We start from the raw sequence: 26,106 nt of genomic DNA, 5'->3' as shown, positions 1-26,106 counted from the left end.
GTTCGGCTTTCGACGAAAAGGGCCAGGCGGTTTCTCGAGTGAGCTGCAGGGGACGGCACGACGCTCGGCGAACACGTTCGTCACGTACTTGTTCGTGCCGAACATGTTCGTTACTGTGAAGGCATGACCGCTGCTCCCCGCTCCCGTCGCGAGCGTCCCGCCAAGCCCGCCCTGACCCGGGAGGGCATCGTCACCGCCGCCGTCGCGATCCTGCGCACGGAAGGACTGCGCAAGGTGACCATGCGGCGGCTGGCACAGGAGCTCGACACCGGTCCCGCCTCGCTGTACGTGTACGTCCGCAACACCGACGAACTGCACGCCGCCGTCCTGGACGAGCTGCTCGGCACGGTCGCCCCGGCCCCGGCCGAGGGCGACTGGCGGCAGGGGCTGGAGAAGGTGCTCACCGCCTACACCGCGATGCTCCTGGAGCATCCGAGCCTGGCCCGCTCGGCACTGACCGCGTGGCCGAGCGGCCCGAACTATCTGCGGCTCATCGAGACCCTGCTGGACCTGCTCCAGTCGGGCGGAGTACCGCGCGAACAGGCCGCGTGGGGCGTCGACCTGCTGCTGCAGCACGCCACCGCCACCGCCGCCGAGCACGCCGGAGAGGACTCCGCGGGCGACTGGCAGGCCCTGACCCGCGCCCTGCGCGAGGCGCCGGCCGACACCCATCCGCACATCGCCGCGAGCGCCGGGGCACTGCTCGCCGGCACCCCCGAGGCCCGCCTGTCCTGGGCCTTCCAGACCCTGATCAACGGCATCGAGCGCACCGCCGTACCCGACTGACCCGCCAGGAGGTCCCATGACCAGCCATCGCCCCCACCACCCGATCGCCGTCGTCGGCGCGGGGCTCGGCGGGCTCGCGCTCGCCCGCGTGCTACACGTGCACGGCATCGAGGCCGCCCTCTTCGACCTGGACCCCGCGCCGACCGCCCGGACCCAGGGCGGCATGCTCGACATCCACGACGACTCCGGCCAGGAGGCGCTGCGGGCGGCCAAGCTGCACGAGGAGTTCCTGAAACGGGTCCACACCGGCGGCCAGGCCATGCGTGTCCTGGACCGGCATGCCACCGTCCGGCTCACCGAGGATGACGACGGCGCCGGCGGCAGGCCCGAGATCGACCGGGGCGACCTGCGCGAGCTGCTGCTCGGCTCACTGCCCGGCAGCACGGTCCGCTGGGGCGCCAAGGTCACCGGAGCGCGCCCGCTGGGCGACGGCCGGCACGAGGTCACGCTCGCGGACGGCACCGGGTTCACCACGGACCTGCTGGTCGGCGCGGACGGCGCGTGGTCCCGGATCCGCCCGCTGCTCTCCCCCGCCCGGCCCTCGTACACGGGTGTGTCCTTCGTGGAAGCCGACCTGCGGGAGGCGGACCTGCGCCATCCGGCGAGCGCGGCGGTCGTAGGCGGCGGGATGCTCTTCGCGCTCGGCGCGGGCCGTGGCTTCCTCGCGCACCGCGAGACCGACGGCAGTCTGCATGTGTACGCGGCCGTCGAGGCGCCGGAGGACTGGCTGGACGGCATCGACTTCGGCGACACCGAGGCGGCGAAGGCGGCGGTACTGAAGGAGTTCGACGGCTGGGACGAGACCCTGCGGGCCCTGGTCGGCGACGCGGACGGGGCGCTGGTGCCCCGGCGGATCCACGCGCTGCCGGTCGGCCACCGCTGGGACCGGGTGCCCGGGATCACCCTGCTCGGGGACGCGGCCCATCTGATGTCGCCGTTCGCGGGCGAGGGAGCCAATCTGGCACTCCTCGACGGCGCCGAACTGGGCCTCGCACTGGCCGCGCACCCCGACGACACCGGGGCCGCGCTCACCGCCTACGAAGACCGGATGTTCCGGCGCGCGGAGGCCTCCGCGGCGGAGTCCGCGCAGAATGCCGCGCTGCTGTTCCGCGCCGACGCGCCACAGGGCCTGCTCGACCTTTTCGCACCCCAGAGCGGCTGACGGGCGCTGAGCGGAGTTGCCATGGGTGGATGTGGATCGGGGTTGCCATGGGTGGCGCCAAGCGGACGGCCGCCGCCCGGTGGGCGACTGCGGGTGGCCGAGCGGGGCTCAGCGGGGAGACCGGGCGCAGATCGCCGGCCGGGGCTCGGCCCGGTGACCATGGAGTGGCCGGGCCCCATGCCGAGCAGATCAACTGCGTGGGGATCGCCGCCCGGGGCTTGGCCGGCGTCCCCATGGCCCCCGGGGGGCCGGCCGCGTACGAATCGCCGCCCGGGGGCTCGGCGGAGTGGCCGCGTGAGGGGCGTGGGCGGGGTGTCGGGGAGGGCGCCGGGCGTAGAGTGCGGGCTCAGCTGGGGGCGCGCGTGCCGGTAACCCGGGCGACCAGGTCGATCCAGCCGGCCTCCAGCCGTTCCATGGGCATCCCGCACTGCCTGGTCTGATGGTGGATCAGGGCCGGGTCGAGCGAGTTCAGCAGGGTCTGGGACAGCAGTTCGCAGTCGGCGTCCGGCACGATCTGCCGCAGCAGCATCGTGATGTGCGTGCGCAGCGCGGTGACCGCCGGGTGGGAGAACCGGCGGGTGGGTTCCGTCTGGGCGCCCAGGAACAGGTCGAGCTGCTCGACCCTGCGGTACAGCACCGCGACGCCGAACGCCCGCAGGCGCTCCAGGGGCAGCGCTCCGGGCCCCAGCGGCGGCGGCCCGCCCAGGAAGTCCGCCTGCAGCTTGCGGTCCGAGTGGTCGAGCAGGGCCATCAGCAGTCCCGTGCGGTCGCCGAAGCGTCGGAAGACCGTCCCCTTGCCCACCTGGGCCGCCGCCGCGACCGCCTCCATGGTGACCCCGGCCACACCGTGTTCCGCGATCAGCCGCGCGGCAGCCTCCAGCAGCCGGGCCCGGTTGCGCGCCGCGTCGGCACGCAGGCACGGCTCCTCGGGCCCGCTGCCCACCTCGAGCAACTGAGGGACGTCGAGGGGTTCTTGAGGTGACGGGAAGGGCGGCAGAGCGCTGGACATGAAGACAGCGTAAAGCATCGGGAACAAAACTGGACCGCGGTCCGCTTAGAGTGATACAAACTTAACCGGACCTCGGTCCGGATCGTATCGGCGATGTTTCAGCCTCTTGGAGTTCCCCATGTCTGTTCGCATCCTCGCGCTCGTCGGCAGCCTTCGTGCCGGTTCGACCAACCGCCAGCTCGCCGAGGCCGCTGTCAAGCTCGCTCCGGAGGGCGCCGAGGTCGTGGTGTTCGAGGGCCTGGCCGACGTCCCCTTCTACAACGAGGACATCGACGTCGAGGGCAGTGTCCCGGCCGCCGCCGCCAAGCTGCGCGAGGCCGCGCAGGCCGCCAACGCCTTCCTGCTCTTCTCCCCCGAGTACAACGGCACCATCCCGGCCGTCCTGAAGAACGCCATCGACTGGCTGTCCCGCCCGTACGGCGCCGGCGCCTTCGGCGGCAAGCCCGTCGCCGTGATCGGCACCGCCTTCGGCCAGTACGGCGGCGTGTGGGCGCAGGACGAGGCCCGCAAGGCCGTGGGCATCGCCGGCGGCAAGGTGATCGAGGACATCAAGCTGTCCATCCCGGGCTCCCTGACCCGCTTCGCCGAGACCCACCCGGTCGACGACGCCGAGGTCGCCGCCCAGCTGACCGAGGTCGTCGCCCGGCTGCACGGCAACGTGGGCGAGGCCGCGGCCGCCTGAGCCGCACGCACCGCGCGCAGGGGCCGGATCCCGTCCGGCCCCTTTCCGCGTACGCGTGGCCTGGTCGAGGCCGCTCAGCCGCTCCACCGCGGCGCCGCGAGGCACACCCTCCACGCGGAGGTCCCGCCGAGCCGCGGGCAGAGGATCACCGTGTCGGTGCCGAGCTCGGTGCAGCCCTCCATCAGCCGCAGGGTCGTCCCGCATCTGCAGACAGATCCGCAGCGTCTCCTCCAGCCGCTCGAAACGCTCCGTCGACACCGGCGGTCGCCCCCGCCGCGTACGAGTCGCCCGCCGCCAACCGTCAGCCGACCGCGTCACCCCCATCGGCGCCCAGCCGCTCGGCCGGCCCACTGCGCCGGTACAGCACCCGGCGGCCGTCCCTGGCGCGGGTCACCAGGCCCGTGGCGAGCAGTATCCGCAGGTGCGCGGGTCCTCGCCATCGAACAGACCGCCGGGGAACTGCTCGACACAGCGGAACGCGAGGGCGTGACCCCCGCGCGGGCGGCCGACGAGATCGCCCGCCGACGCCTGTCCGGCCCGGGGCATCCGCGCGAAACCCGTACGGCTGCCCGACGGTGACGTTACCGTTCGGTAGACATCAGTCCCGGAGTCTCCCGGAGGTGCCGCCCATGCCGCACGACCGTTCCGCCGGCCTCGTCGAGACCCGGAGTGCACTCGCCGACGGGAAGGTGACCTCCCGTGCGCTGGTGGAACGGGCGCTGGCCCGCATCGAGGCCACACAGGGGACGTTGAACGCCTTCCGCATCGTGCGGGCCGAGGCCGCGCTCGCCGAGGCGGACGCCGCCGACCGGGAGCTGGCCGGCGGGGCGCGGCGTCCGCTGCTCGGCGTGCCGGTGGCGGTGAAGGACGACATGGACGTGGCCGGGGAGCCGACGGCCTTCGGCTGCGCGGGCACGTTCCCCGCGGTCGCCGAGGACGGGGAGGCGGTACGGCGGCTGCGCGCGGCCGGTGCCGTGATCGTCGGCAAGACCAACACGTGCGAGCTGGGGCAGTGGCCGTTCACCGAGGGAGCCGCGTTCGGGGACACCCGCAATCCCTGGCACCCCGGGCACACGCCCGGGGGTTCGTCCGGGGGCTCGGCCGCCGCCGTCGCGGCCGGGCTCGTCCCCGCGGCGCTCGGCTCCGACGGCGCCGGCTCCGTGCGCATCCCGGCCGCGTGGACCGGCCTGGTCGGCATCAAGCCGCAGCGGGGCCGTATCTCCACCTGGCCGCGCGGTGAGTCCTTCCAGGGCATCACGGTCAACGGCACCCTCGCCCGGACGGTCGCCGACGCGGCCCTGCTGCTGGACGCGGCGAGCGGCAACCACGACCGGGACCCGCACCGGCCGCCCGCGCTCTCCGTGGCGGACGCGGTCGGCCGCGACCCGGGCCGGCTGCGCATCGCCCTGTCCCTGAAGCCGCCGTTCACCGCCGTAGCTGCCCGGCTGCACCCGGAGATCCGCGCCCGGGTCGTCGAACTCGCCGGGAAACTCGCCGCGTTGGGGCACCACGTGGAGGAGGCCGACCCGCCGTACGGGCAGATCGGGCTGACCTTCGTGCCGCGCGCCACCGCCGGTATCGCCGAACACGTCCGCGAGGCCCCCGACCCGGCGCTGCTCGACCCGCGCACCCGGGACGCGGCCCGCCTCGGCCGGCTGCTCGGCGGGGCCCCGCTGCGCGCGGCCCGGCGCGCGGAGGCGGTGCTGCACCGGCGGATCGGCGGGTTCTTCGGGCGGTACGACGTGATCCTCGCGCCAACGACGGCCGCTCCCCCGCCCCGGATCGGCGCCCTGTACCGGCTGCGCGGGCTGGCCACGGACCGGGCGATGATCGCCGCCTGCCCGTACGCCTGGCCCTGGAACGTGCTGGGCTGGCCGGGTGTGAACGTGCCCGCCGGGTTCGTCGGTGACGGCCTGCCGGTGGGCGCGCAACTGCTCGGGCCCGCGCACAGCGAACCACTGCTGGTGTCCGTCGCCGCCCAGCTGGAGACGGAGCTGCGCTGGCAGGACCGGTGGCCGCCGGAATCCGCCTCGGCACCACGGGCCGCCTGACGGCTGTTTCGCCCGCGCCTTGTGACATGTGACCGACGACGCGTCGATGGACGGGCGCGTGCGAGGGGGGCCGGGCCGGAGGGAGGTTCAGGTGCCGGGCGGACGCCGACCCCTGCTGCGGGTCGGGGTCGGGTCCGAGGGGAGGCGTTCCACGGTGACGGGCGGGGCCGCGGGTCCCCTGCGGCTGGGGCGCGGACCTCGGGGGCGACGACCTCACGGCGTCACACCGTGAGCAGGCCGACTCCCAGGGCGATCAGCGCGATGACCTTCAGCATCTCCAGTCCCACGTACCAGAAGTGACTGCGGGAGCGGGGCAGTTCCTCCCCGGCGAGGATCCGGTCGGACCGGCGGTTGAGGCAGGGCCGGACGGCGGCCAGCTGGGCGAGGAGCAGCACCGCGAGGACCGCGGTGAGCGAGGTGATCCCGGCCGGGGCACCGCCCACGGCGATCGCGGCGATGACGACGACGGCCAGCACCGCCTCCACGGCGTTCAGCGCGCGGAAGACCAGCCGGCCTATGCCCAGGCCGACCGGGATGGTCACGCCCGGCGCTCGGAACTTCAGCGGCGCCTCCAGGAAGGAGATCGCCAGCACCATGCCGAGCCAGACGAAGGTGACAGCGCTCGCGGTGGCGGCGGACGTGCCGTTCATGTGCGGGGGCCTCTCTCCGCCGGGGGCCGGCGGTGCAGTGCGTTGAGCGCGTGGAGGGGGGTACGTCGGCTAGGCGGCCTTGGTCGCGGCCAAGTGGGCCACGCAGAAGTCGGGTTCGGCGAAGGGTTCCAGGCCGGTGGCCGTCAGCGGGGCGTCCAGCCGGGTCAACGCGCCCTGCATCAGGCCCAGATGGAGCGGACACACCAACCTCCCGTGTTCCTCGGCGAGTTCCAGGAAGGGGCAGTGCCGTAGCCGGATCAGCCGGGGTGGAGCGCCGGACTCGTCGGCTCCCTCCGCCCGCGGTGCGAAGCCCAGCTCGCCCAGCAGAGCGAGCAGTGCGGCCACCGAGCGGTCTGCCGTCGGCTCCTCGAACGGGGGCGGCGGCTGCACCAGGTGACCACCCCACGCCCGGCCCGTCTGCAGGGCCTCCTCGCGCGCCGTCGCCGGGTCGGCGGACGCCCACCGGCTCAGCAGGATGCGGGCGAGAAGCAGGTAGTCACGCATGCCGCCGCGGTCCATGCCGGGACGCGCGGTGTAGACGGTGCGGGGCCGGCCCGGCCCTGAGGACGGCTCTGCCCGGCGCTCGACCAGGCCCTCGGCCACCAGGGTGTCCAGATGGAACCGCACCGTGTTCGGGTGGACGCCCATCCGCTCGGCCGTCTCCGCGACACCGAGTGGCGAGGGCGCCGCGCGCAGCACGTCCAGCACCTCTCGGCGGCGTGGCCTCTGTCGCGTGGTCACCTCCGGAACCCCTCTCCCACCTGCGCTCATTTTCACGAACTCTACTTGTATTAATTGTAGAGTGAGCACGGGGGGCAACAGTGGGTACCTGTTCGCAGGGAAACGGAAGAGCCGAGGGGAACACCAGATGACGTCGCGCTCAGCCACCCACACCGGGCCGGCCGACCGCACCTCGGACGAGGCACGCGTGCTGTGCGACACCCGGGCCCTGGCGGAGTCTCCGCCACTGCCGGGCGGAGTGCTGTGGAAGCTGGCCGAGAGCGGACGGCAACTCGACGCCAACGTGGTCCGGCTCGCGCCGGGCGACCGGATCACGGCGCACACCGAGACGCAGCTGGATGTGATGGTCCTGGTCGTGGCCGGGGACGGCGTGCTCGGCGCGGGCCCCGCCGAGGCACCGCAGCCGCTCACCGAGGGCGCCCTGGCCTGGCTGCCGCACGGGGCGCCGCGCAGCATCAGTGCGGGCGAGGCGGGCCTGACCTATGTGACCGTGCATCAGCGCCGCCCGGGAATGCAAATCGGCACCCGCCCCGAGACCTGACCGCCCCCGCCCCGACGACTACAGCCCGGACAGCGGCACAGCACCGGCCCCGCGCGATTCGGCCCGGATCACCGGCACAACACCGGCCCCGCGCGATTCGGCCCGGATCACCGGCACTACCGCCCGGCCGCCCACACACAGCGGGCCCCACGCGCCACGGTCGGGGCCGACAGCACACCACTGTGGGGCCCACGGCACGTCACGGTCGCGGCCGGCCCGACCGGCACCGGCGTAGCCGAAGTAGCGCGCCATCGGCAACCCCCCGCCGACAGCCGCCCCTTGACCTGCGGGAGCTTGGCACTAGGGTGCCCCCGTGACCACGTTTACCGATGAGAACGTCCCCGGCCGCTTCGGCCCCCACGCGACCACCGAGGCCGACCCGCGCGAGGTCGGCCGGGTGCGCACCGAGTACTCCCCGGCCCACGACGGCGACCCGGACCCCGGCGAGATCGTGTGGACCTGGGTGCCGTTCGAGGAGAACGACGGCCGGGGCAAGGACCGCCCGGTGCTGGTCGTCGCCCGGGAGGCGGCCGGCACCCTGCTCGCCGTACAGCTCTCCAGCAAGCGGCACGACGGCGACCGGGAGTGGGTGGCGATCGGCAGCGGGCCGTGGGACCGGTCCGGCCGGGACTCATGGGTGGACGTGGACCGCGTGCTGCGGCTGCACGAGGAGGGCATGCGCCGCGAGGCGTGCGCGATCGACCGGATGCGGTTCAACCTCGTCCGGCAGCGGCTGCACGAGCGCTACGGCTGGACCTGACCGGCGTACGGCGCCCCGGCCGGGGTTTCCGGGAAGGCCCGGGCGAAGGCCTCCCGGACCACCGTTCCCGGGGTCCGGTCCAGCACCCCGAACACCACGTGCTCAAACGTCCCGGCGAACCGGCCGCCGGGGCCGAGGAGTGCCCGGAACGCGCCCGCGACCTGCGCGGGGTCGTTCTGGAACACTCCGCAGCCCCAGGCTCCGAGCACCAGTCGGCCGTAGCCGCAGGCAGCGGCCGTCTCCAGCACGCGCTCGGCCCGCGCCGCCAGCGCGCCCGGCAACTCGGCGGCGCGCTGCGGTTCCGTGCGCCGTACGACGCCCGCGTTGGGGGCGGCCGCGGTCAGGAAGCCCGCGAGGTACGGCTCGGACAGCAGCCGGCCACGGTCGTCACGGAAGACCGGGACGGCCGGGGAGTGGATCACCCGGTCCGTGTAGAAGGGGTCGCGGTGGGCGCGGTGATGGTCGTAGAACTCCCGGACCTCCAGCAGGCAGGTGTACAGCGCGGAGGCGCGGCACAGGGCCTCCTCCTGGGCCTGTGCGCCGTTGAGATAGCCGCCGCCTGGATTGCGCGCGGAGGCGAAGTTCAGGACCGCGACCGGAGCACCGGCCAGCCGGCGGGCGGCTTCCAGACTGCTCTCGCCGGTGACCTGGAAAACGGTGGGCGTCTGCCGTACCGGGGCCGGTTCCCGCAGGGAGACCGGCTGCGGACCGAACATCCGCGTGCCAGCCCGCGCGGCCTCGATCTCCGCCGCGACGGACACCTCGCGGCCGTCCGGCAAGCGGTACCGGCCCGCCGCGACGATCTGCTCCGTCTCCGCGGCGATCCCGCGCAGGCGCGCGCTCATGGCGCCACCCCCGTGGGCGCCGTGCCCGCGGCCTGCGCGGTCTCCCCCGTCGTGCTCATGCACGCATCCTGGGTGATGCTGGTGATGCCGTGCAACGGAGTTTCCCGTCCCCGGAACGGTCCGCGAACGCATACGGAAACGGAGGTGACCGAACCGGAACGTACCGAGGGGCACCCTTGTGCGAATCGGCTCGAGGGTCTTGGGTGGAACGCACGCCTGCCCGGCCCCACGTCCGAACCGGGCCGGCGACATGGTGGAATCTCAGGAGGATCCCGACATGTCCGATTCACAGAGCGATGGTGGCGACTGTACGGACCACCGCACCGCCGTCGCCGAAGCCGAGGCGGAGGCCCTGGTCCAGGGCATCTGCTTCAAGACCGGGCCACCCCGCGCACTCGGTGTCGAACTGGAGTGGCTCGTCCATGAGCTGCGGATGCCGCAGCTCCCCGTGACACCCGAACGACTCCGAGCGGCGTACGCCGCACTGCGGGCCCTGCCCCTGCGGTCGCCGCTCACCGTGGAACCCGGCGGCCAGCTGGAGCTGAGCTCGCCGCCCGCCGCCTCCCTGATGGAGTGCATCGGCACCGTCTCCGCCGACCTGGACACCGTCCGCGCCGTCCTCGCCGAGGAAGGGCTCGGTCTGGTCGGCATCGGCCACGACCCCTGGCACATCCCCCGCCGGTTCCTGCACGAGCCGCGCTACGACGCGATGGAGACCTGCCTGGACCGCACCGGTCCGGCCGGCCGGCACATGATGTGCGCCTCCGCCTCCGTGCAGGTCTGCCTGGACGCCGGCCACGAGGAACCGGGTCCACTCGGGTACCGGCGCCGCTGGTGGCTGGCCCATCAGCTGGGGCCGGTCCTGGTGGCCGCGTTCGCCAACTCCCCGCTGGTCGGCCGCGAGCCCACGGGCTGGCGGTCCACCCGGCAGCTGCTGTGGCTGGAGATCGACGCCGGACGCGCGGGCGCTCCACCGCTGGACGGCGAGCCGCGCGCGGCCTGGGCCCGGCACGTGCTCGACTCTCCGGTGATGTGTGTGCGCCGGGACAGCGGGCCGTGGGAGGTGCCCGAGGGGCTCACCTTCCGTGAGTGGACCCGTTCCGGATCGCCCCGGCCGCCCACCCGGGCGGATCTGGACTACCACCTGACCACCCTGTTCCCGCCGGTCCGGCCGCGTGGCCACCTGGAGCTGCGGATGATCGACGCGCAGCCCGGCGACGACGGCTGGATCGTGCCGCTCGCAGTGACGGCGGCGCTGTTCGACGACCAGGAGGCCGCCGAAACCGTGTACCGGAGCGTCAAGCGCCTCGCGGAACGGGCCCTGAACCTGCCCGCCCCGCACAACCCGCTGTGGACCGACGCGGCCCGCCTCGGCCTCGCCGACCCGGAGCTGCGCGAGGTGGCCGCCGTGTGTTTCACGGCGGCGCTCCAGGCCCTGCCCCGGCTCGGCGCCACCGCCGGGGTGACCGACGCGGTGGCCGCGTACCTGGACCGCTATGTCGCCCGGGGCCGCTGCCCGGCCGACGACCTGCTGGACCGAGTGGACGGCGGGGGCCTGCCCCCGTACCGGCCCGGCCGCACCGCCCACGGGAGGAAGGACATCCGCACATGACCGTCCCCGAGACCGACACGACCGAGGTGGACACCGAGACGCTGCGCGAGCGGGTGCTGGCCTCCCTCACCACGGCCCGGGACCGCACCACGCTACTGACCAGCTGCGTCGAGGAGCCCGATCTCACCGCGCAGCACTCGCCGCTGATGTCCCCGCTGGTGTGGGACCTGGCACACATCGGCAACCAGGAGGAGCTGTGGCTGCTCCGGGGGGTCGGCGGCCGGGACGCCATGCGGCCCGAGATCGACAGCCTGTACGACGCCTTCGAGCATCCACGGGCCGAGCGGCCCTCGCTGCCGCTGCTGCCGCCCGCCGAGGCCCGCCGCTACGCGGCCGAGGTGCGCGGCCGGGTCATGGACCTGCTGGCGGACGCGGACTTCCACGGCACCCGGCTGACCGAGGCCGGGTTCGCCTTCGGGATGATCGCCCAGCACGAACAGCAGCACGACGAGACGATGCTGATCACCCATCAGCTCAGAACGGGCCCGCAGGTCCTGACCGCCCCGGACCCGGAGCCGGCCCCGCTGTTCACCGGCCCGGCCGAAGTCCTCGTTCCCGGCGGGCCGTTCACGATGGGCACCTCCACCGAGCCGTGGGCGCTGGACAACGAACGCCCGGCGCACGTCCGGGAGGTGGCGCCGTTCTGGATCGACACCACACCGGTGACGAACGCGGCGTACCAGGCGTTCATCGAGGACGGCGGCTACGACACCGAGCGCTGGTGGACCCCGGAGGGCTGGACCCACGTCAAGCAGCACGCGATCACCGCGCCGCTGTTCTGGCGCCGGGACGGCGACCGCTGGCTGCGGCGGCGTTTCGGGGTCACGGAGGCGGTTCCGCCGGACGAGCCGGTGCTGCACGTGTGCTGGTACGAGGCCGACGCCTACGCCCGCTGGGCCGGGCGGCGGCTGCCGACGGAGGCGGAGTGGGAGAAGGCCGCCCGGCACGACCCGGCCACCGGCCGCTCCATGCGCTACCCGTGGGGCGACGCGGACCCGGCGCCCCAGCACGCCAACCTGGGCCAGCGGCACCTCAGGCCCGCGCCCGCGGGCAGCTGTCCCGACGGTGCATCACCGCTCGGCGTACGGCAGTTGATCGGCGACGTGTGGGAGTGGACGGCGAGCGACTTCCTGCCGTACCCCGGGTTCCAGGCCTTCCCGTACAAGGAGTACTCGGAGGTGTTCTTCGGCCCCGAGTACAAGGTGCTGCGCGGCGGTTCGTTCGCCGTGGACCCGGTGGCTTGCCGGGGCACGTTCCGCAACTGGGACTACCCGATCCGGCGGCAGATCTTCTCCGGGTTCCGCACCGCCCGATCGGAGGCCGCCTGATGTGCCGTCATCTGGCCTACGTGGGGCCCGAGGAGCCGCTCGGCCGGCTTCTGGTGGAGCCCGAGCACAGCCTGCTGCGCCAGTCGTGGGCGCCGCGGCGGCAACGCTACGGCACGGTCAACGCCGATGGTTTCGGGGTCGGCTGGTACGCCCCCGAGGACCCCGTCCCGGCGCGCTACCGGCGCGCCGGGCCGATCTGGGCGGACCTGTCCTTCGCCGATCTGGCCCGGGTGGTGCGCTCCGGCTGCGTACTCGCCGCCGTGCGGGACGCCACGCTCGCCGGTGCGGACGCCGAGGCCGCCGCGGCGCCCTTCGCCTCGGGGCGGTGGCTGTTCAGCCACAACGGCGCGCTCGCGGGCTGGCCCGACTCGGCGGCACCGCTGGTGTCCGCGCTGCCCCCGGTGGAGCTGCTGTCGCTGCAGGCCCGTACCGACTCGGCGTTCGTCTGGGCGCTGGTCCTGCACCGGCTGCGCTGCGGTGACGAGCCGGACCGGGCGCTCGGTGAAACGGTTCGGCAGCTGGCCGGGGCGGCCCCGGCCTCCCGGCTCAACCTGCTGCTGACCGACGGCACGACGATCGCCGCCACCGCCTGGGGCGACACCCTCTGGTACCGCACGGAGCCCGGCCGGAGCACGGTCGTCGCCTCCGAGCCCTACGACGACGACCCGCTCTGGCAGGAGGTCCCCGACCGCACCGTGCTCACCGCGAGCCGCGCCGGCGTGCTGCTCGCACCGCTGGAGGATCCGGCATCCGCACCAACGAAGGAGCCCTGTACGTGAGCCCCCTGCACGTGACCCGCACACTCCCCGAAGACGCGACGGAGGCCGCGCTGCGCGCCGACGTCCGGCACGGCCTCACCGTCAGCCCCAAGTGGCTGCCGCCCAAGTGGTTCTACGACGCCCGCGGCAGCGAGCTGTTCGAGCAGATCACCGAGCTGCCCGAGTACTACCCCACGCGCGCCGAGCGGGAGATCCTCGTCGGCCGGTCCGGCGAGATCGCCGCGGCGAGCGGCGCCCGCACGCTGATCGAACTCGGCTCGGGCTCCTCGGAGAAGACCCGCTATCTCCTCGACGCGCTCTCGCCCGCGGCGTACGTCCCGGTCGACGTCAGCGAGAGCGCGCTCACCCAGGCCGGGCAGGCGCTCGTCGCGGACCGCCCGGACCTCGACGTCCATGCGCTGATCGCCGACTTCACCGCCCCGCTGGCCCTGCCCGCGACTCCCGGCCCCCGGCTGCTTGCCTTCCTCGGCGGCACGATCGGCAACCTGCTGCCCGCCGAACGCGCGGGCTTCCTGGCCACCGTACGGTCCCTGCTCGCGCCGGGCGACGGGCTGCTGCTCGGCACGGACCTGGTCAAGGACGAGCGGGTGCTGGTCCGGGCGTACGACGACGCGGCCGGGGTGACCGCCGCGTTCAACAAGAACGTACTGGCCGTCATCGACCGTGAGCTGGGCGCCGACTTCGATCCGGACACCTTCGACCATGTGGCCCGCTGGGACGCCGAGCACGAGTGGATCGAGATGCGGCTGCGCTCCCGTACCGCGCAGACCGTGAAGGTGCCCGCGCTGGACCTGGCCGTGGACTTCGCAGCGGGCGAGGAGCTGCGCACCGAGGTGTCGGCGAAGTTCCGCAAGGAGGGAGTGAGCAGCGAACTGGCCGCGGCAGGGCTGGAGTTGACCCGCTGGTGGACGGACGCACAGGGCCGCTTCGCGCTGTCGTTGAGCGTGGCGCGGTGACTCACACGTCCGGTGCGAGCTTCTCGGTGATCTTCGCGGAGGCCAGGCGGGCCTCCGTCGCCGGATCCGCCCCGGACAGCACCCGGGTCATGTACTGCTTGATCGGGTTGTCGGCCTCGACGTCGGCCCACTGAGGGGTGCTGGGGGTCGCCCGGCCGTGTGCCGCGCCCGCGGCCATGGCGGCGACCCCCTCCTCGCCCGCTACCGCGCCGGCCAGCGTGGTCTTGTTGGGCACGTAGTTCATGGTGCGGGCGAGTTCGGTGTCCCACTTGGCGCCGACGAGCGCGCCCACGACGGCGGTCGCCGCGAACTGGTCCCTGGTGCGGGCGGGGACGACAAGGTCGGAGCCGCCGGTGAAGACGGTGCCGGGACGCGCCGCGGTCCTGCCGGGCACCGGGAAGAAGCCCAGCCTGTCCTTCAGATCCGGGTTCTGCCGCACGATCGACTGGGCGAGCCCCGGCACGGCGACGAGCTGCGCCACCCTGCCGCCGGCGAACACCCCGGCCTGGGGCGGGTGTTCCTCATCGGCGTCCGCCGGGCCTCGGCCCAGTGCCTGCAGCCGCCGGTAGAAGTCCATGCCGCGCAGCGCGGCCGGGGTGTCTAGGGCGCCCTCCCACCGGTAGTCCTTCTGCCGGGCGAGGTCGCCGCCCTCGTCCCAGATGAACCCCGAGAGGGTGTACCAGTCCTGTCCCGCCAGGTAAATGCCCTGGTTGCCGCCGGAGTTCAGCTTCTCGGTGTCGGCGAGCCACTCCTCGCGGGTCCGCGGCGGGCGGGTGATGCCGGCGGCCTCGAACAGGTCCTTGCGGTAGATGACGACGCGGTTGGCCGCGTACCAGGGGATGCCGTACTGCGCGTTGGCGTCCTTGCCGGGCTCGGCGAGGGCGGGCAGCCACTGGTCCTTGCCCCAGTCGCGCATCGACTCGAGCGTGAGGTCGGCGAGCTTGCCGCCGTCGGCGTACAGCGGCACCTGGGTGTTGCCGACCTCGATGACATCGGGTCCGTTCCCGGAGTCGTCCTTGAGCGCCGCACGGACCTTGTCGACGATGCCGGTCCATTCCTGGATGCGGATGTCCAGGCGCAGGTCCTTGTGGGTGCGTTCGAAATCGGCGGTGAACCGCCGGAGGAACTGTTCGGAGGCGCTGTCCTTCATCAACCACACGGTGACGGTCTTGCGTTCATGGTGGCCCGGGAGCATCCCGCAGGCACTCACGAGGGAACCGGCGACACACACGAGGGCGAGCAGACGACGTCTCACGAGGGGTCCTGTTCTGTCTGGCAAGGGAACGCGGACAGGGCTGGGGGCCCGACGTGGGGGGACGAGCGGTGACGCTCGTACGGGTGTGCTGGATTTTGGTATGGACCAATGCGGAGGTCAAGGGGCGGGCCGGGCGGGGATGGGGCACGGTGGAGTACGGCGTGACACGAGAGGAGCACCCTCATGACGAACCACACCTACCGGGTCACCGAGATCGTCGGCACGTCGCACGAGGGCATCGACCAGGCCATCCGCAACGGCATCGCCCGCGCCGACCAGACCCTGCGCAACCTGGACTGGTTCGAGATCACCGAGGTCCGCGGCCAGATCGAGAACGGACGGATCGAGCACTACCAGGTGGGGCTGAAGGTGGGCTTCCGCATCGAGGACGCCGAATGACGGTCTCCCGGCGTCAGGTGCGGCCCTCCCGCTCCTGAGCCTCCTGGAGCGCCGCGGACTTCGCGGCCCAGCGGGCGCGTACGACGGTGAACCCGGCGCGCTCGGCGTTGTCGCAGACCATATCGTCGTCGTCCACGAGGACCCGGATCTCGCGGTCCTCGGCGAGCCGGCGCAGGATCTCCAGCTTGGTGAACCGGGCGGGCCTGCGGTCGGCGTTGCCCCGCATGTACACGCGCCCCTCGGGCAGCCCCTGGGCGGCGAGCCAGTCCAGCGTGTCGCGCCGGTACCGCTCGGGGCGGCCGGTGAGATACAGCACCTCGCACTCGCGGGCGCTCTCCAGGGCGAGCGCGATGCCCTCGGCGAGGGGCGGGTCCGCGGGCGCGGCGGCGAAGAAGGCAGCCCAGTTCTTCGGCCGTGCCTCCAGGAAGTGCTGCCGGTGCGCGGTGTCGGCCAGGGTGTTGTCCAGGTCGAACACGGCGAGGGGACGCCTGCTGCTGTCGGTCACGGGGCCACCCTAGCCAGGCACCGGCGGGCCAGGAATTCCCGGGTCGCCAGGGCGTTGAACCATGTGTGAGCAGCACAGTGATCGCCCGGACCCGGTTCTCCGTCCTCGACCGCTCCCGTACCCGCGAGGGGCACCCGCCCGCCGAGGCGCTGCGGGACACCGTCGCACTGGCGCGTCAGGCGGAGGCGCTCGGCTATCACCGGTTCTGGGTGTCCGAGCACCACGGTGTGCCCGGGGTCGCCGGTTCCGCGCCGACCGTGCTGGCCGCCGCGGTCGCCTCGGCCACCCGCACGATCCGGGTCGGCACCGGCGGGGTGATGCTGCCCAACCACCAACCGCTCGTCGTCGCCGAGCAGTTCGGCGTCCTGGAGTCCCTGTTCCCCGGCCGGATCGACATGGGACTCGGGCGTTCGGTCGGCTTCACCGACGGGGTGCGCAGAGCCCTCGGCCGGGACCGGGAGGTCGCCGAGGACTTCGCGGCACAGCTCGGCGAGCTGCTGCGCTGGTTCGAGGGCGGCTCACCCACGGGGGTGCGGGCGCGTCCCGCCGAGGGGCTGCGGGTGCCGCCGTTCGTGCTGGCCATGGGCGAGGGCGCGCGGATCGCGGCCCACGCCGGACTGCCGATGGTCATCGGCGATCTGCGCGGCCGGGAGAAGATGCTGCGCGGCATCGACCAGTACCGTTCCCTGTTCCGCCCGTCCCCTTGGGCGTCGAAGCCGTACGTCGTGGTCTCCGGGACGGTCGCGGTCGCCGGCACCGCGGACGAGGCGCGGCGGCTGCTGGTCCCGGAGGCCTGGTCGATGGCGTATTCCCGTACCCACGGCACCTTCCCGCCGCTCGCCCCGGCCGAGGCGATCGAGGGCCGCCCGATGACCGCGAAGGAGCGGGGCTTGTACGAGGCCTCTCTCGCCGGGCACATCGCCGGCACCGAGGACCAGGGCGCGCACGAGCTGGAGACCGTGCTGAAGGAGACCGGCGCCGACGAGGTCCTGGTCACGACCAGCACCTACGACCGCACCGCCCTGCTGGACTCCCACCGGCGGCTCGCCGCGCTCTTCACGCCCGGCCGCCTGACCGCCCCGAGATGCGAACCCGGCCGGGGCCGGTGACCCTGGGTGGTGGAAGCCGCGAGCGACGAGGAGGGCTGCCATGTCCTTCATGGACAAGATCAAGGGCATGCTCAAGGGCCACGAGGACATGGCCGACAAGGGCATCGACAAGGGCGGCGACTACATCGACCAGCGCACCGGGAACAAGTACCAGTCGCAGGTCGACGCCGGCCAGGACAAGCTGAGGGACGAGTTCGGTACCCGGCCGAACCGGGACAACCCGCCGCAGTCGTAGCACACGGGGGCGGATAGAGTGTCCCCCCATGCACAGCCCGCACCAGCCGTACGACCCTTACGTCCGTGTCCGTGGCGCCCGTGAGCACAACCTCAAGGGCGTCGACGTGGACATCCCGCGGGACGTGCTGGCCGTGTTCACCGGCGTGTCCGGCTCGGGGAAGTCGTCCCTGGCGTTCGGCACGATCTACGCCGAGGCGCAGCGGCGGTACTTCGAGTCGGTCGCGCCGTACGCGCGCAGGCTGATCCACCAGGTCGGGGCGCCCAAGGTCGGCGAGATCACCGGCCTGCCGCCCGCGGTCTCGCTGCAGCAGCGCCGCGCCGCCCCCACCTCGCGCTCCTCGGTGGGCACGGTCACCAATCTCTCCAACTCCCTGCGCATGCTGTTCTCCCGGGCCGGGGAGTATCCGCCGGGCGCGGAGCGGCTGGAGTCGGACGCGTTCTCACCGAACACGGCGGCCGGTGCGTGCCCGGGGTGCCATGGCCTGGGCCAGGTGCACGGCACCACCGAGGAGTTGCTGGTCCCGGATCCGTCGCTGTCCATCCGGGAGGGCGCCATCGCCGCCTGGCCCGGTGCCTGGCAGGGCAAGAACCTGCGCGACATCCTCGACGCGCTCGGCCACGACGTGGACCGGCCCTGGCGCGAGCTGCCCGCGCAGGCGCGGGAGTGGATCCTGTTCACGGACGAGCAGCCCGTCGTCACCGTGCACCCCGTCCGGGACGCCGACCGTATCCAACGGCCCTACCAGGGCACGTACATGAGCGCCCGCCGGTATGTGCTGAAGACGTTCTCGGACACCAAGTCGGCGTCGCTGCGGGCGAAGGCGGAACGCTTCCTGACCAGCTCACCCTGCCCGCGGTGCGGAGGCAGCCGGCTGCGGCCGGAGGCGCTGGCGGTGACCTTCGGCGGCCGGACCATCGCCGAGCTGGCCGCGCTGCCGCTGACCGACCTGGCCGCGACTCTCGACGGCCGCACCGAGGCCGCGCGGGTCCTCACCGAGGACCTGAAGTCCCGGATCGCGCCGGTGGTCGAACTGGGCCTCGGCTATCTCAGCCTCGACCGCTCCACCCCCACCCTGTCGGCGGGCGAGCTGCAACGGCTGCGGCTCGCCACGCAGTTGCGTTCCGGGCTGTTCGGCGTCGTCTACGTCCTGGACGAGCCGTCCGCCGGACTGCACCCGGCGGACACCGAGGCGCTGCTGACCGTGCTGGACCGGCTGAAGGCCGCGGGCAACTCGGTGTTCGTGGTGGAGCACCACCTGGAGGTGGTGCGCGGTGCCGACTGGCTGGTGGACGTGGGACCCGGCGCGGGCGAGCACGGCGGACGGGTGCTGTACAGCGGGCCGCCGGCCGAGCTGGCGTCGGTGGAGGAGTCGGCGACGGCCGCGTTCCTCTTCGACGAGTCCCCCGGCCCGGCACGTGAAGTCCGCGAGCCGCGCGGCTGGCTGACGGTGGGTCCGGTGACCCGGCACAACCTGCGGGCGGTGACGGCCGGGTTCCCGCTCGGCGCGTTCACCGCCGTCACCGGGGTCTCCGGTTCCGGAAAGTCCACGCTCATCGGCGAGTTGACCGAGGAGCTGGAGGGCGTGGACCGGCTGGTCCGGGTCGACCAGAAGCCGATCGGGCGCACCCCGCGCTCCAATCTGGCCACGTACACCGGGCTGTTCGACGTCGTACGCAAGCTGTTCGCGGACACCGAGGAGGCGCGGGCGCGCGGGTACGGCGTCGGGCGCTTCTCCTTCAACGTGGCCGGTGGCCGCTGCGAGACCTGTCAGGGCGAGGGGTTCGTCAGCGTCGAGCTGCTGTTCCTGCCGAGCACCTACGCACCCTGCCCGGACTGCGGCGGCGCCCGCTACCACCCCGGGACGCTGGAAGTGACGTACCGGGGGCGGACCATCGCCGAGGTGCTCGGTCTGACGGTGGAGGGGGCGGCGGGGTTCTTCGCGGACATCCCGGCCGCCGCCCGCAGCCTCGGCGCGCTGCTCGACGTGGGCCTCGGCTATCTGCGGCTCGGGCAGCCGGCGACCGAGCTGTCCGGCGGGGAGGCGCAGCGGATCAAGCTGGCGAGCGAGTTGCAGCGCGGGCGGCGCGGCCACACCCTCTACCTGCTGGACGAGCCCACCACCGGGCTGCACCCGGCCGACGTGGAGGTCCTGATGGACCGGCTGCACGGGCTGGTCGACGCCGGGCACACGGTCGTGGTGGTGGAGCACGACATGACAGTGGTCGCGGGCGCCGACTGGGTGATCGATCTCGGCCCCGGCGGGGGTGACCGGGGCGGCCGGATCGTGGCGTCGGGTCCGCCGGAACGGGTGGCCACGGCGGCAGGCAGCGCCACGGCACCTTATCTGGCGCGGGTCATGCCCTGAACCGGCGGCTGTTCGGTCCAGACGGTGGTAGGACGGCTGTGTCTCGCGGCGTCCGCAGAGAAAGGCAGCCGCACAGGACTAGACCAGCGCGGCGTGGGTCCAGTCCGGTTCGCCGACGCGGCCGGGCTGGGCGGCCCGGGCCAGGGACTTGCGGGTGGTGTGGCGGCCGGCCGGGATGAGCGGGAGTATCTCCACCTCGGCGACCAGGCCCCGGGCGCGGGCCACCCGCCACAGGGACGCGAGCAGGGTGTCCTCGCCGACGAACGCCGCCGCCGTGCTCGGCCCGCCGCCGTCCTGCCGGTAGCGCAGGCCGACCGGCTGCACGGGCACGCCGGCGTCGAGCGCGGCCTGGAAGACGGCGCGGCGGAAGCGGCCGTGGGCCCGCCCGCACCAGGTGCTGCCCTCGGGGAACGCGGCGACGGCCGCGCCCTCGCGCAGCGCCTCGGCGATCCGGGCGACCGTCTCGGGCAGGGCGCGGATCCGGTCCCGCTCGATGAACAGGGCCCCGCCGCGTGCGGCCAGCGGGCCCGCGACCGGCCACTGCCGGATCTCGGTCTTGGCGAGCATCCGGGCGGGGCGTACGGCGGTCAGCAGCGGGATGTCCAGCCATGAGACATGGTTGGCGACCAGCAGCAGCCCGCCGGCCGGTGCGGCGGAGCCGGTGAAGCGGACCCGGACCCCGATGGCCCGCACGATCGCCCGGCACCACCGCCTGACCCACTCGGCGGGGATCCTCCCGCCGAGTGGGGACAGCACGATCCCGGCCAGCACCAGGACCGCGACCGCGGTCAGCCGCAGCACGGCCCGGGGCACGGCCGTGGCCGCCCGGGCCGTCTCCACACACGCGCCCGGGGTACAGGGCGCGCTGGGCAGCCAGACGCTCATCAGGCCGGCACGAGGGAGAGGAAGTGCCGCAGATAGCGCGGGTTGACCCGGCGCATCGACAGCAGCACATAGAGGTCGGCGACCCCGAAGTCGGGGTCGTGCGCGGGCTCGCCGCACACCCAGGCACCCAGGCGCAGGTAGCCGCGCAGCAGGGCGGGCAGCTCGCTGTGTCCGGCCGGGGCCCCGGCGTTCGGAAGCCAGGGGAGCAGCGGCCGTACCCGGAACTCCTCGGGTGCCAGGTGCTTGGCGCGCACCCGCTCCCAGGTGGCCGTCGCGAGGGCGCCGCCGTCGGCGAGCGGCACCGAGCAGCAGCCCGCCAGCCACTCGTGCCCGCGGTCGATCATGTACCGGGCTATCCCGGCCCAGATCAGACTGATGACGGCGCCGTCGCGGTGGTCGGGGTGCACACAGGAGCGACCGACCTCGACCAGGCCCGGCCGGATCGCATCGAGTGCGGAGAGCTCGAACTCGCCCTCCGAGTAGAGCCGGCCGGCGACCGCGGCCCGCTCCGGCGGCAGCAGCCGGTAGGTGCCGACGACCTGCCCGGTGACGGTGTCGCGCACGAGCAGGTGGTCGCAGTAGGCGTCGAAGGCGTCGACGTCCAGTCCCGGCTGCGGCGTGGCCAGCAGGGCCCCCATCTCACCGGCGAAGACGTCGTGCCGCAGCCGCTGCGCGGCCCGCACGTCGTCCTCGTCACGGGCGAGGGTGACGGTGTAGCGGGTCGGTGCCGCGGGCTGTGGGGGGCGGTCGAGGGTGGAAACGCCGGTCATGGCTCTCTCCTGGTCACGGGCCGGTTCGGCGACGGCGGCGAGCGGGTGCGTACGGCCCGCCGCTCCTGTTCTTCCGATGCCGGTTGGCGTGCGCGTGACCTGTGCCAGGAGAGGGGATGTGGGAATGTTGAACGCCGGGGTACGGGCGATCACGGGAAACCAGACGGGGCCGGTGAGCACCACCCCCGGCCCCGCCCGTTCGCCTGTGCGACGAACGTTTCCCTGTCGGTGGGGCGCTACCGCTTCCCCGCCTTACGGGTGGCGCGCAGCCACTCCCTGTTCATGCTCGTGATGGACACGAGCGGGATGCCCTTGGGGCAGGCGGTCGCGCACTCCCCCGTCAGCGTGCACCCGCCGAAGCCCTCCGCGTCCATCTGCGCCACCATGTCCAGCACCCGTGTCTCCCGCTCGGGCGCGCCCTGGGGCAGCACGTTCAGGTGGTTGACCTTGGCCGAGGTGAACAGCATCGCCGCGCCGTTGGGACACGCGGCCACACACGCCCCGCAGCCGATGCACTCGGCGTGCTCGAACGCGAAGTCGGCGTCGGCCTTGGGCACCGGCGTGGCATGGGCCTCCGGCGCGGACCCGGTCGGTGCGGTGACGTAGCCGCCGGCCTGGATGATCCGGTCGAACGCGGACCGGTCGACCACCAGGTCCTTGATCACCGGGAAGGCCGCCGCCCGCCACGGCTCGATGTCGATGGTGTCGCCGTCCTTGAAGGACCGCATGTGCAGCTGGCAGGTGGTGGTGCGCTCCGGCCCGTGCGCGTCGCCGTTGATCACGAGCGAGCACGCGCCGCAGATGCCCTCGCGGCAGTCGTGGTCGAAGGCGACCGGGTCCTGGCCGGACAGGATGAGCTGCTCGTTGAGGACGTCCAGCATCTCCAGGAAGGACATGTCGGACGAGATGCCCTCCACCTCGTACGTGGACATGGCGCCTTCGGCGTCGGCGTTCTTCTGGCGCCAGACGCGCAGGGTGAGCTTCATGCGTAGCTCCGCTGGGTGGGGTGGACGTACTCGAAGACCAGGTCTTCCTTGTGCAGGACGGGTGCGTCACCGGTGCCGGTGAACTCCCAGGCCGCCGCGTACCCGAACTCGTCGTCCCTGCGGGCGGCTTCGCCGTCCGGGGTCTGGGACTCCTCGCGGAAGTGGCCGCCGCAGGACTCGGCGCGGTGCAGCGCGTCGAGGCACATCAGCTCGGCCAGCTCCAGGTAGTCGACGATCCGGTTGGCCTTCTCCAGCGACTGGTTGAACTCCTCGCCGGTGCCGGGGACCTTGATGCGCCGCCAGAACTCCTCGCGGATCTGCGGGATGCGCTCCAGTGCCTTGCGCAGTCCGGCGTCGGTGCGGGCCATGCCGCAGAACTCCCACATCAGTTCGCCGACTTCGCGGTGGAAGGAGTCGGGGGTGCGGTCGCCGTCCACGGCCAGGAGCCTCGTCAACCGGTCCTCGGTCTCGGCCAACACCTCCTGCACCGCCGGATGTTCGGCGGTGACAGCTTCTTCATCGGCCCGGTGGGGGTTGCGGGCCAGGTAGTCGTTGATGGTGGCCGGCAGCACGAAGTAGCCGTCGGCCAGGCCCTGCATCAGCGCGGAGGCGCCGAGCCGGTTGGCGCCGTGGTCGGAGAAGTTGGCCTCACCGATCGCGAACAGGCCCGGAATGGTGGTCTGCAGGTCGTAGTCGACCCACAGGCCGCCCATCGTGTAGTGCACGGCCGGGTAGATCCGCATCGGCACCTGGTACGGATCCTCGTCGGTGATCCGCTGGTACATGTCGAAGAGGTTGCCGTACTTGGCCTCGACCGCCCCCCGGCCCATGCGCCGGATGGCGTCGGCGAAGTCCAGGTAGACGCCCTGGCCGCCGGGGCCCACCCCCCTGCCCTCGTCGCAGACGTTCTTCGCGGCGCGGGAGGCGATGTCACGCGGGACCAGGTTGCCGAAGGAGGGGTAGATGCGCTCCAGGTAGTAGTCGCGCTCGTCCTCGGGGATCTGGTTCGGCGGTCGGGTGTCGCCCTTGGCCTTGGGCACCCAGATCCGGCCGTCGTTGCGCAGCGACTCGCTCATCAGCGTCAGCTTGGACTGGTGGTCGCCGGTGCGCGGGATGCAGGTGGGGTGGATCTGCGTGAAGCAGGGGTTGGCGAAGTACGCGCCACGCCGGTGCGCCCGCCAGATCGCGGTCGCGTTGGAGTTCATGGCGTTGGTCGACAGGTAGAAGACGTTTCCGTAACCGCCGCTGGCCACTACGACGGCGTCGGCGAAGTAGGTGTCGATCTTCCCGGTGATCAGATCCCGGGCCACGATGCCGCGGGCCCGCCCGTCCACCACGATCAGGTCCAGCATCTCGGTGCGCGGGTGCATCTCCACGTTGCCCGCGGCGATCTGCCTGCTCAGGGCCTGGTACGCGCCCAGCAGCAGCTGCTGGCCCGTCTGGCCGCGGGCGTAGAAGGTGCGGGAGACCTGAACACCGCCGAAGGAGCGGGTGTCGAGCAGGCCGCCGTACTCGCGGGCGAAGGGCACGCCCTGGGCCACGCACTGGTCGATGATCTCGACCGAGATCTGCGCGAGGCGGTGGACGTTGGACTCGCGGGCGCGGAAGTCGCCGCCCTTGACGGTGTCGTAGAACAGCCGGTGGATCGAGTCGCCGTCGTTGCGGTAGTTCTTCGCCGCGTTGATGCCGCCCTGCGCGGCGATGGAGTGGGCGCGGCGCGGGGAGTCCTGGTAGCAGAACTGGACGACGTGGTAGCCCTGTTCGGCCAGGGTGGCGCCGGCCGAACCGCCGGCCAGGCCGGTGCCGACCACGATCACCGTGTGCTTGCGCCGGTTGGCGGGATTGACCAGCTTGGCCTCGAAGCGGCGCTTGTCCCAGCGCTCGTGGATCGGGCCGGACGGGGCCTTGGAGTCGGTGACCGGCTCACCGGTCGTGTAGTTCACGTAGTCGGTCATGTCAGCTCACCACTCCGGTCATGACGCCCACGGGTACGGCGATGAAACCGGCCGTGAGCAGCAGCGCGAGGACGTTGGCGATGGTCTTCAGGGCGCGGTCGCGGGTGCGGCTGCCGACGCCGAGGGTCTGGGCGGCGCTCCAGAAGCCGTGCCGGATGTGCAGGCCGAGCGCGAGCATCGCGACGATGTAGATGACGTCGCCGTACCAGGTGGAGAAGGTGTCGACCACGTTCTGGTACGGGTGGCCGGCCTGGAAGCCGCCGGAGTGCACGGTGCCGGTGGTCAGGTCCAGGATGTGCCAGACGATGAACAGGCCGAGGATGATCCCGCCCCAGCGCATGGTGCGGGTGGCGTAGCTCGCCCGGGGCCTTGAGTGCACGTACTTGCTGGGCCGCGCCTTGATGTCACGGCGGCTGAGCTGGTACGCGGACGTGGCGTGGGCGACCACGGCGACGACGAGGACGATCCGGATGAGCCAGAGCGTCCACTCGTAGTGCATGAAGGGCTCGCCGATGGTGCGCAGCCAGTGGGCGTAGTGGTTGAACTCGCCCGCCCCGAAGTAGATCTTCAGGTTGCCGATCATGTGCGCCACCAGGTACAGCAGCATGATCAGGCCGCTGACGGCCATCACCGTCTTCTTGCCGACGGAGGAGTCCCACATCGTGCGCGCCATGGACGGCCGTCGGTCCGTCCGCGTTGCCAGAGCCATGGCCAGCACGCTAGGGGCGAAGGGCCCGATCAGTCCAAGACATGGTCCAGCTCGTTTCCATAGCTGGAAGCTATCATTCGAGGATGCAGTTCCAGCAGCTCCAGTACTTCGTCGCCGTCGCCGAGACCCGGCACTTCACCCGCGCCGCCGAGCTGGTACATGTCGCCCAGCCGTCGCTGTCCCAGCAGATCAAGGCGCTGGAGCGGGAGCTGGGCGCGGATCTGTTCCTGCGCGCACGGGGCAACATCACGCTCACCGACGCCGGCGAGGCGCTGCTGCCGCTGGCCCGGCGGATCCTGGCCGACGCGGACACGGCCCGCTACGAGGTGCAGGAACTGGTGCAGCTGCGCCGGGGCCGGGTGCGGCTGGGGGCGACGCCGAGTCTGTGCACGGGCCTGCTGCCGGATGTGCTGCGCGCCTTCCACGACCGCTATCCCGGCATCCAGCTGTTGATCGAGGAGGGCGGCTCGCACGACCTGGTGCGGGAGCTGGCGCGCGGCGCCCTTGATCTCGCGCTGGTCGTCCTGCCGCTGCCGACGCCGTCGCCGGCGCTCAGCACGGTCGAGCTGCTGCGGGAGGACCTGGTCGTGGTGTCGTCGCCCGAGGTACCGGCCCCGGGCCGGGGTGGGCGGGTGGTGGACATCGGCGATCTGGAGGGCGAGCGGCTGGTGATGTTCCGGCATGGGTACGACCTGCGGGAGCTCACCGTCGCCGCGTGTCGCTCCGCTGGGTTCGAGCCGGAGTTCGGTGTCGAGGGGGGTGAGATGGATGCGGTGCTGGGGTTTGTGCGGGCGGGACTCGGTGTCGCCGTGGTGCCGCGGATGGTTGCCACCCGGGCCGGGCAGGGGCTGAGGGTCACTCCGTTGGCGCGGCCGGGGTTGCAGCGGGTCATCGCATTGGCTCACCGCAGCGATGTGGCTCCGCCTCGGGCAGCGAGGGAGTTGCAGCGGATGCTTCTTGAGCGGTGACGGTGTTTGTTGCCGGATGCGTCTGCCTGTGGATCGCCGTTTCGGGCTTTCCGTTCGTCG

At 72.7% G+C, this 26,106-nt stretch carries 26 protein-coding genes; 15 read left to right on the top strand and 11 right to left on the bottom strand.

Annotated elements, in window-relative coordinates; translation table 11 throughout:
- Nucleotides 1–123 precede the first annotated feature (123 nt).
- Nucleotides 124–786, top strand: a complete 663-nt coding sequence (locus ACWC2T_RS18940; RefSeq protein ID WP_450671471.1) for a TetR/AcrR family transcriptional regulator — start codon at nt 124–126, stop codon at nt 784–786.
- Between the two features lie 16 nt (nt 787–802).
- The gene (locus tag ACWC2T_RS18935; RefSeq protein ID WP_450671470.1) at nt 803–1,948 is read left to right on the top strand and encodes an FAD-dependent oxidoreductase; all 1,146 of its coding nucleotides are present in this window, start codon (nt 803–805) and stop codon (nt 1,946–1,948) included.
- Between the two features lie 346 nt (nt 1,949–2,294).
- Here ACWC2T_RS18935 and ACWC2T_RS18930 read toward each other — a convergent pair whose 3' ends face one another.
- Nucleotides 2,295–2,975, bottom strand: a complete 681-nt coding sequence (locus tag ACWC2T_RS18930) for a TetR/AcrR family transcriptional regulator (RefSeq protein WP_450671469.1) — start codon at nt 2,973–2,975, stop codon at nt 2,295–2,297.
- Nucleotides 2,976–3,075: 100 nt separating this feature from the next.
- Between ACWC2T_RS18930 and ACWC2T_RS18925 the strand changes: the two genes are divergently transcribed.
- The gene (locus ACWC2T_RS18925) at nt 3,076–3,639 is read left to right on the top strand and encodes an NAD(P)H-dependent oxidoreductase (RefSeq protein ID WP_351208519.1); all 564 of its coding nucleotides are present in this window, start codon (nt 3,076–3,078) and stop codon (nt 3,637–3,639) included.
- Nucleotides 3,640–4,268: 629 nt separating this feature from the next.
- Entirely contained in the window at nt 4,269–5,690 is a 1,422-nt protein-coding gene (locus ACWC2T_RS18920; RefSeq protein ID WP_450671468.1) for an amidase, read from the top strand.
- A gap of 221 nt (nt 5,691–5,911) precedes the next feature.
- On the opposite strand, the gene ACWC2T_RS18915 is transcribed toward ACWC2T_RS18920, so the two are convergent.
- Together ACWC2T_RS18915 and ACWC2T_RS18910 are read right to left on the bottom strand one after the other, a co-directional pair.
- Nucleotides 5,912–6,340: a hypothetical protein gene (locus ACWC2T_RS18915; RefSeq protein ID WP_450671467.1), complete on the bottom strand. Its 429-nt coding sequence runs from the start codon at nt 6,338–6,340 to the stop codon at nt 5,912–5,914.
- A 69-nt stretch (nt 6,341–6,409) separates the two neighbouring features.
- A complete protein-coding gene (locus tag ACWC2T_RS18910) occupies nt 6,410–7,081 on the bottom strand; it encodes a helix-turn-helix transcriptional regulator (protein ID WP_450671466.1) in 672 nt (223 codons plus the stop codon).
- Between the two features lie 127 nt (nt 7,082–7,208).
- Between ACWC2T_RS18910 and ACWC2T_RS18905 the strand changes: the two genes are divergently transcribed.
- Together ACWC2T_RS18905 and ACWC2T_RS18900 are read left to right on the top strand one after the other, a co-directional pair.
- Complete coding sequence (locus tag ACWC2T_RS18905; RefSeq protein WP_450671465.1) at nt 7,209–7,622, top strand: hypothetical protein; 414 nt, start codon at nt 7,209–7,211, stop codon at nt 7,620–7,622.
- Between the two features lie 313 nt (nt 7,623–7,935).
- Nucleotides 7,936–8,382 (top strand): type II toxin-antitoxin system PemK/MazF family toxin, encoded by a 447-nt coding sequence (locus ACWC2T_RS18900; RefSeq protein WP_450671464.1) that lies wholly within the window; start codon nt 7,936–7,938, stop codon nt 8,380–8,382.
- Here the strand turns inward: ACWC2T_RS18900 and ACWC2T_RS18895 are convergent.
- Entirely contained in the window at nt 8,367–9,227 is an 861-nt protein-coding gene (locus tag ACWC2T_RS18895; protein WP_450671463.1) for a TIGR02452 family protein, read from the bottom strand. The two genes, ACWC2T_RS18900 and ACWC2T_RS18895, sit on opposite strands and share 16 nt — an antisense overlap.
- A gap of 277 nt (nt 9,228–9,504) precedes the next feature.
- On the opposite strand from ACWC2T_RS18895, the gene egtA reads away from it, so the two are divergent.
- Genes egtA through egtD form a run of 4 tightly spaced genes read left to right on the top strand, consistent with a single transcriptional unit; the run spans nt 9,505 to nt 13,902 of the window.
- Nucleotides 9,505–10,839, top strand: a complete 1,335-nt coding sequence (gene egtA, locus ACWC2T_RS18890; RefSeq protein WP_450671462.1) for an ergothioneine biosynthesis glutamate--cysteine ligase EgtA — start codon at nt 9,505–9,507, stop codon at nt 10,837–10,839.
- Entirely contained in the window at nt 10,836–12,167 is a 1,332-nt protein-coding gene (gene egtB / locus ACWC2T_RS18885; RefSeq protein WP_450671461.1) for an ergothioneine biosynthesis protein EgtB, read from the top strand. Before egtA ends, egtB begins: the two co-directional genes overlap by 4 nt.
- The gene (gene egtC, locus ACWC2T_RS18880) at nt 12,167–12,946 is read left to right on the top strand and encodes an ergothioneine biosynthesis protein EgtC (RefSeq protein WP_450671460.1); all 780 of its coding nucleotides are present in this window, start codon (nt 12,167–12,169) and stop codon (nt 12,944–12,946) included. Before egtB ends, egtC begins: the two co-directional genes overlap by 1 nt.
- On the top strand, nt 12,943–13,902 hold the full coding sequence (egtD, locus tag ACWC2T_RS18875; protein ID WP_450671459.1) for an L-histidine N(alpha)-methyltransferase: 960 nt from the start codon (nt 12,943–12,945) through the stop codon (nt 13,900–13,902). Before egtC ends, egtD begins: the two co-directional genes overlap by 4 nt.
- Nucleotide 13,903: 1 nt before the next feature.
- Here egtD and ACWC2T_RS18870 read toward each other — a convergent pair whose 3' ends face one another.
- On the bottom strand, nt 13,904–15,157 hold the full coding sequence (locus tag ACWC2T_RS18870) for an extracellular solute-binding protein (protein WP_450671458.1): 1,254 nt from the start codon (nt 15,155–15,157) through the stop codon (nt 13,904–13,906).
- Between the two features lie 183 nt (nt 15,158–15,340).
- Here ACWC2T_RS18870 and ACWC2T_RS18865 point away from each other — a divergent pair, with 183 nt between their 5' ends.
- A complete protein-coding gene (locus ACWC2T_RS18865) occupies nt 15,341–15,556 on the top strand; it encodes a dodecin (protein ID WP_450671457.1) in 216 nt (71 codons plus the stop codon).
- A 13-nt stretch (nt 15,557–15,569) separates the two neighbouring features.
- Here the strand turns inward: ACWC2T_RS18865 and ACWC2T_RS18860 are convergent, their stop codons facing one another.
- On the bottom strand, nt 15,570–16,061 hold the full coding sequence (locus ACWC2T_RS18860) for a phosphatase domain-containing protein (protein WP_450671456.1): 492 nt from the start codon (nt 16,059–16,061) through the stop codon (nt 15,570–15,572).
- Nucleotides 16,062–16,126: 65 nt separating this feature from the next.
- Between ACWC2T_RS18860 and ACWC2T_RS18855 the strand changes: the two genes are divergently transcribed.
- From ACWC2T_RS18855 to ACWC2T_RS18845, 3 genes are read left to right on the top strand one after another with little or no spacing between them, the layout of a single operon-like run.
- Complete coding sequence (locus ACWC2T_RS18855) at nt 16,127–17,170, top strand: LLM class flavin-dependent oxidoreductase (RefSeq protein WP_450671455.1); 1,044 nt, start codon at nt 16,127–16,129, stop codon at nt 17,168–17,170.
- A gap of 40 nt (nt 17,171–17,210) precedes the next feature.
- A complete protein-coding gene (locus ACWC2T_RS18850) occupies nt 17,211–17,405 on the top strand; it encodes an antitoxin (RefSeq protein ID WP_388757263.1) in 195 nt (64 codons plus the stop codon).
- Between the two features lie 28 nt (nt 17,406–17,433).
- Nucleotides 17,434–19,773, top strand: a complete 2,340-nt coding sequence (locus ACWC2T_RS18845; RefSeq protein WP_450671454.1) for an ATP-binding cassette domain-containing protein — start codon at nt 17,434–17,436, stop codon at nt 19,771–19,773.
- Nucleotides 19,774–19,851: 78 nt separating this feature from the next.
- Here the strand turns inward: ACWC2T_RS18845 and ACWC2T_RS18840 are convergent, their stop codons facing one another.
- The 5 genes from ACWC2T_RS18840 to ACWC2T_RS18820 all read right to left on the bottom strand — a co-directional run bounded on the left by ACWC2T_RS18840 (nt 19,852) and on the right by ACWC2T_RS18820 (nt 25,042).
- Nucleotides 19,852–20,658, bottom strand: a complete 807-nt coding sequence (locus tag ACWC2T_RS18840) for a lysophospholipid acyltransferase family protein (RefSeq protein ID WP_450671453.1) — start codon at nt 20,656–20,658, stop codon at nt 19,852–19,854.
- Entirely contained in the window at nt 20,658–21,428 is a 771-nt protein-coding gene (locus ACWC2T_RS18835; protein ID WP_450671452.1) for a GNAT family N-acetyltransferase, read from the bottom strand. Before ACWC2T_RS18835 ends, ACWC2T_RS18840 begins: the two co-directional genes overlap by 1 nt.
- Nucleotides 21,429–21,664: 236 nt before the next feature.
- On the bottom strand, nt 21,665–22,414 hold the full coding sequence (locus ACWC2T_RS18830) for a succinate dehydrogenase/fumarate reductase iron-sulfur subunit (protein ID WP_450671451.1): 750 nt from the start codon (nt 22,412–22,414) through the stop codon (nt 21,665–21,667).
- A complete protein-coding gene (locus ACWC2T_RS18825) occupies nt 22,411–24,369 on the bottom strand; it encodes a fumarate reductase/succinate dehydrogenase flavoprotein subunit (RefSeq protein WP_450671450.1) in 1,959 nt (652 codons plus the stop codon). Before ACWC2T_RS18825 ends, ACWC2T_RS18830 begins: the two co-directional genes overlap by 4 nt.
- Nucleotide 24,370: 1 nt before the next feature.
- Nucleotides 24,371–25,042 (bottom strand): succinate dehydrogenase, encoded by a 672-nt coding sequence (locus tag ACWC2T_RS18820; RefSeq protein ID WP_450671502.1) that lies wholly within the window; start codon nt 25,040–25,042, stop codon nt 24,371–24,373.
- A gap of 119 nt (nt 25,043–25,161) precedes the next feature.
- On the opposite strand from ACWC2T_RS18820, the gene ACWC2T_RS18815 reads away from it, so the two are divergent.
- Complete coding sequence (locus ACWC2T_RS18815; RefSeq protein ID WP_388757245.1) at nt 25,162–26,046, top strand: LysR family transcriptional regulator; 885 nt, start codon at nt 25,162–25,164, stop codon at nt 26,044–26,046.
- Nucleotides 26,047–26,106 lie beyond the last annotated feature (60 nt).

This window comes from Streptomyces sp. NPDC001393 (assembly GCF_053597455.1).
This window is presented reverse-complemented; position numbering and strand designations above follow the sequence as displayed.